The organism is Eudoraea sp. (genome assembly GCF_049665975.1).
Classification (GTDB): domain Bacteria; phylum Bacteroidota; class Bacteroidia; order Flavobacteriales; family Flavobacteriaceae; genus Eudoraea.
The window spans coordinates 1-4,599 of record NZ_JBATGR010000149.1 but is presented as its reverse complement, the minus strand read 5'-3'; the positions used below and the strand labels follow the sequence as shown (position 1 = coordinate 4,599).

Sequence of the window (4,599 nt, the reverse complement as noted above, 5' to 3'; positions counted from 1 at the left end):
CTATTTGTCTCCCCTGGGATTTTAAGCAAGTTACCAAAAATGCCGGCTACTACTGTAAGGTTCTGATGTCTTTAATCAAGCGCTGAATTTCATCATCTTTAGTGCCGTCATAGATACCTCGTATCTGTTTTTCCTTGTCCACCAGTACGAAGTTGGGCGTATGAATAAAATCCTGCAGACCGCCATCACCGTCATCCACCGCGGCAAAATAACTTTTACGGGCGAGTTCATAAATATGTTTTTTGTTACCGGTAGTAATATTCCATTTCGTATCAATGGCACCATTTTTTGAAGCATAATTATATAAAACAGAAACACTATCTATCTCTGGAGTTACTGAAATGGACAGTAACTTTATGTCATTATTATGAATAAATTCCTGCTGTAAAACTCCCATATTATTAGTCATTACAGGGCAAATACTAGGGCATCTGGTAAAAAAGAAATCCGTTACATAGATTGTATTATTATAATCTTCCTGCGTAATTGTTTCGCCATTCTGATTAATCAATTCAAATGGTGCAACCTTATGATTATGCTCAACGTTATGCAAGCTTTGGTCTACCAGCGCTGGATTTAAATCTGAAGGGTTATAAACCGCAGGTTGTTCTTCCTGCAACCAATAAGAAAAAAAAATTAGTAAGGATGTAAGTACAAGAAATATAGTTATTCCCTGCCTTAAATGCGGATTTTTAAAAAATTCAGTCTGCAATGTTGCGTATTTATGAATTTAATATTTTAAAGGTAACCTATTGATTTCTTATGTTTTTATAATATTGAAGTATCTATTTCAATATCTGCATTTTCCCATGCTGAGTCATATTCGGCTTTAATAAGAGCTGCCTCATCCATTTTACCCTGAGCTAACAGGCTTTTATACAAGCCCATAAGCGACCATCCGTTTTGCCTTAAGACTTCCAGGTCTTCTTTGTAAATTACTTCGGCCTCATTAAATTTATTGGCCTTTAAAAGTATTGCACCCAGGTTTTGACGTGTTGGCACATGCCAGGCAGCAGGTTCAGTATAGACTAATTTATCTTCCAGGGATACTGCATTTTTTAGATGTTCAATTGCTTTTGGCAAGTCGCCATTAAGCGATGCCAACTCTCCGGCTACTACTTCATATGCTAAACGTGCAATTGAAGCCGAGTTATTATTTGCTGTAGCTACGAGGTCTTCCAGTTCCGGATCCTCTTTAAGTAACGCGATAGCGTCCAGTTCCTCTTTTGCTTCTTTTGCATTGTTTTTTCTAACAAATGCAATTCCTCTTGCATAATGCCTCATCAAATTCAAATGTTTGATCTCAGGATTAGGTGCCGGAATGGTTAAAATATCATTCCATTTACCAAAACGAACATAAGCCAGCATTGGTGTTGATGCGAAATCCTGCAAAAAGGGAAGTGTTATTAATTCCCCGGTGGGTACTTTTTCAGCCGTCTTTTTTGCCGCATCTATGGCAATCTCACTTGCACCTAATAAACTTGCTGCAGACCAAAGGAAATGGATGTTATGTGGGTAATAACCCAAGGGATAAAGTCCCTGGGAATAACACTGCGAAATATAGTCCTCATCAGCCAAAATAGCAGCCTGATTAATTTTAACAGCATCAAGATAACGGCCAACTCTTATGTAGATATGAGAGGGCATATGAACAATATGGCCCGCAGCAGGCATAAGGGATGCTAATACATCTGCACTTGGAACGGCGAGGTCAGGCGTTGGTAATTCTACCATATGAATATAATAGTGGTGTGCTCCGGGATTATCAGGATTAATTTTTATTGCTTTTTCCAATGCGGTTTTAGCTTCGGATATATTGGGGGATGGATTACCATCTTTATCCCAATAATTCCAGGGAACTGTATTCATTACTGAAGCAGCATATAATGTAAGAATATTTGAATCTTCTGGAAATTGCTTAACTACTTCGGTCATGGCATGCATATAGGTCATATTCAATTCTGCTACATCTTTTTTAAGATCTGTGCTGTATCTGGATGTAAGAGCATTTATTAAAGCCTGTTCCTTTGGACTTGCCCCAGAAGACAGTTTTTTAGCTTTTGCCAGTGCCTCATTATATTTCTCCTTGCGCTCGTCCGGTGGCAATTGATCATTTATATTAGGTCCCAGTGTATAAGCCTGCCCCCAATAGGTCATGGCAGAATTCGGATCCAGTCTGGATGCTTCCATAAAAGAGCGGTGTGCTTCTGCATGATTAAAAGCATAGGTAAGTCTTAGGCCTTGATTAAAGAAAGTTTGCGCCATTTCGTTGGAAGTGGTAATGGGAAAACTCAGATTTCCCAGATTTTCAAACAGGGGAGAAATCTGTTGAGTGGTGTCTACATTGCTTAATAAGTATTTGGCAACGGTACATTTTATTGAATAAAAGGAGGCTTTTTGGGAATTGTCGAGGCTTTGTTCCCCTTGTTCAATAGGTAAAAAATAAACAATTGAGAATAGCCCGATTGCGAGAATTATAAAACCTGATTTTGTTTTCATGATAGTAATGTTAATAGTTGTTGTTTGTGTTTTGTTCTCATAATGATAGGAAATTAGCCTACATGTTGTTGAATATATGCTTCCGCTTCCACAACTTCAGGTCTATCGCTTTGGGATGCTTCAGCCAGTTTTAAAAGATCTTCAAAATACTTGGATGCTTTTTCATGATCACCAAATTGTTTTGCTGCCACCGCTGCCCCATAGATCCCGTTGAAGCGCTTAGGATTAACACTTAGATTTTTCTCATATACTTCTAAAGCTTCTTGTGGTTTGTTTATGGCCAGTAACATTTCTGCCAAAAATTCGCGGGCCGGTATCAATTTACCAGGTGTAATTCCATGAACTCCTATGATATCTTCCATTTCTACGGCTTCTTTTAATAGCGCAATACCTGAGTCTTGTTGTTCATTATAAAAATGTAACCAGCCTTGTACTATTTTCATTTGGATTAATACCTGGTTTGCATTAGCCTCATTTCCACGATCTGAAATTTGTTGCCTTAAGGTGTTAAGGATTTCCAATTCTTCATTGGCCGCACTGAAGTTTTTTAGATGAAGTGAACCGATAGCTCTGGTAAAATGAAGCAAAGAACTTTGCCATGGAAATTGATCCCATTTCACCTCCGATTCATGAAATTGTAAATTAGCCGCGACATCCCATCTTCTATTTTCCAGGGCAATTCTTGCAGGTACGGCAGCAAAGGGATATGCAATAGCAGCTATATTTGAAGGGTAGACATCATAAATTGTTTTCATGTACTGGTATTGTTCATCTGCATTTTTATTATCACCTTTTTGTAAGTAAGCATATACCAAATAACCCATGGCATGAAGCTCGTTAGACCAGTGACCATCCATTTCACTGGCCTCGGCATAACATCTTGCCGAAGACGCAGAATTTATATTAGATTGTATAGATTCATCCCATAACCCCAATCGCGTAAAGATATGGGAAGGCATGTGTTGGGCATGCGAAGAGGCTGGTGCGATATCCGCATATCTTCTAGCCGTTGGTAAAGCTAAATGAGCTAATTCCGGGTAATCATAATTATGTATGATATAATGGGCAATTCCGGGATGGTTGGGTTGGTCTACAAATAATTTTTCAAGAATCTCACCTGATTTTTTTTGATTCTTATAGGTCTTGTCCTTGCGATCTGCGGATGCTCTTAAGGCTAAAGCATAAAAAACTGCTGCTTCATTGTCTTCAGGATACTTCAAATAAATTTTTTCCATTTTCTTTTCGTACAATAATGCCCTTTTGTTTTGATCAATTTTATCCCAATCTTTATAATATATGCCTATAGCATCCAAATACTCCTTTTCTCTTTCTCCTTTTGGAATTTTGCTAGCAATTTCGAGAAGTTTTGATCCTTTTTCCAGGTAACTTTTATCAGACTGATACCATAATGAATGAACAATACTCATAGCTACTCCCCAATAGGCCATTGCACATTCTGGATCTGCATCCAATACCTGCACGAAAGCTTTTTCGGCTTCTTCATATTCAAATGAGTGCAACAAGGATAATGCCAGATCAAAAGTCGCCCGGGTATCATAATTGCAGGATAGCGCAAAGCTTACCTCCCCGAATTGTTCAGAACTACATAAAATAAGTTCGCCTCTCAGCAGATTAATTGCTGCCAAATCAGGATTTGGTTTTGTTTTGTTTTTGCAATTGGTGAAGCTAAGTATACTTATAATAAATAGGACAATTGGCAGACAGCTTGGAATTTTCATTAATAATTGAGTTTAATACATCGGGGACATATATATGAAGAAAGTGAATAGATACAAGGTAAAACTTTATGCAACTCCCTTTAAAGATAGGAAATTCTAAGTTTGTAGAAATATTCTATAAGTATAACTGTATAGTTGGCAACTATTTACGGGTAGATTGACCATTAATAAGTATTAATGCCTATATGCATAAACCTTATTGACTATAACCTGTATGCTCTTTGTGATTCGTAATCATAAAGTACGTAAACTCCTAATTTTTATGACTTTCACTATAATGTTCTTTCAGAAGATTCCGGCCAAAATCATTTTTCAGATCCCTGACTGCGGTATGCACATGATTGGCATTATTTTGTGTATT

Annotated in this window: 3 protein-coding genes; all 3 read right to left on the bottom strand. The window is 37.6% G+C overall.

Annotation, left to right across the window (positions count from 1 at the left end; translation table 11 throughout):
• Nucleotides 1–49: 49 nt before the first annotated feature.
• From WBN20_RS05660 to WBN20_RS05650, 3 genes are read right to left on the bottom strand one after another with little or no spacing between them, the layout of a single operon-like run.
• Nucleotides 50–712: an SCO family protein gene (locus WBN20_RS05660; RefSeq protein ID WP_424281026.1), complete on the bottom strand. Its 663-nt coding sequence runs from the start codon at nucleotides 710–712 to the stop codon at nucleotides 50–52.
• Between the two features lie 56 nt (nucleotides 713–768).
• Nucleotides 769–2,499 (bottom strand): tetratricopeptide repeat protein, encoded by a 1,731-nt coding sequence (locus WBN20_RS05655; protein WP_424281025.1) that lies wholly within the window; start codon nucleotides 2,497–2,499, stop codon nucleotides 769–771.
• A 53-nt stretch (nucleotides 2,500–2,552) separates the two neighbouring features.
• The gene (locus WBN20_RS05650) at nucleotides 2,553–4,238 is read right to left on the bottom strand and encodes a tetratricopeptide repeat protein (protein WP_424281024.1); all 1,686 of its coding nucleotides are present in this window, start codon (nucleotides 4,236–4,238) and stop codon (nucleotides 2,553–2,555) included.
• Nucleotides 4,239–4,599: the final 361 nt, after the last annotated feature.

Bases quoted from the DNA above. Each gene is read 5' to 3' on its own strand.
- WBN20_RS05655 (WP_424281025.1), bottom strand. From the start codon at position 2,499: ATGAAAACAAAATCAGGTTTTATAATTCTCGCAATCGGGCTATTCTCA.
- WBN20_RS05650 (WP_424281024.1), bottom strand. From the start codon at position 4,238: ATGAAAATTCCAAGCTGTCTGCCAATTGTCCTATTTATTATAAGTATA.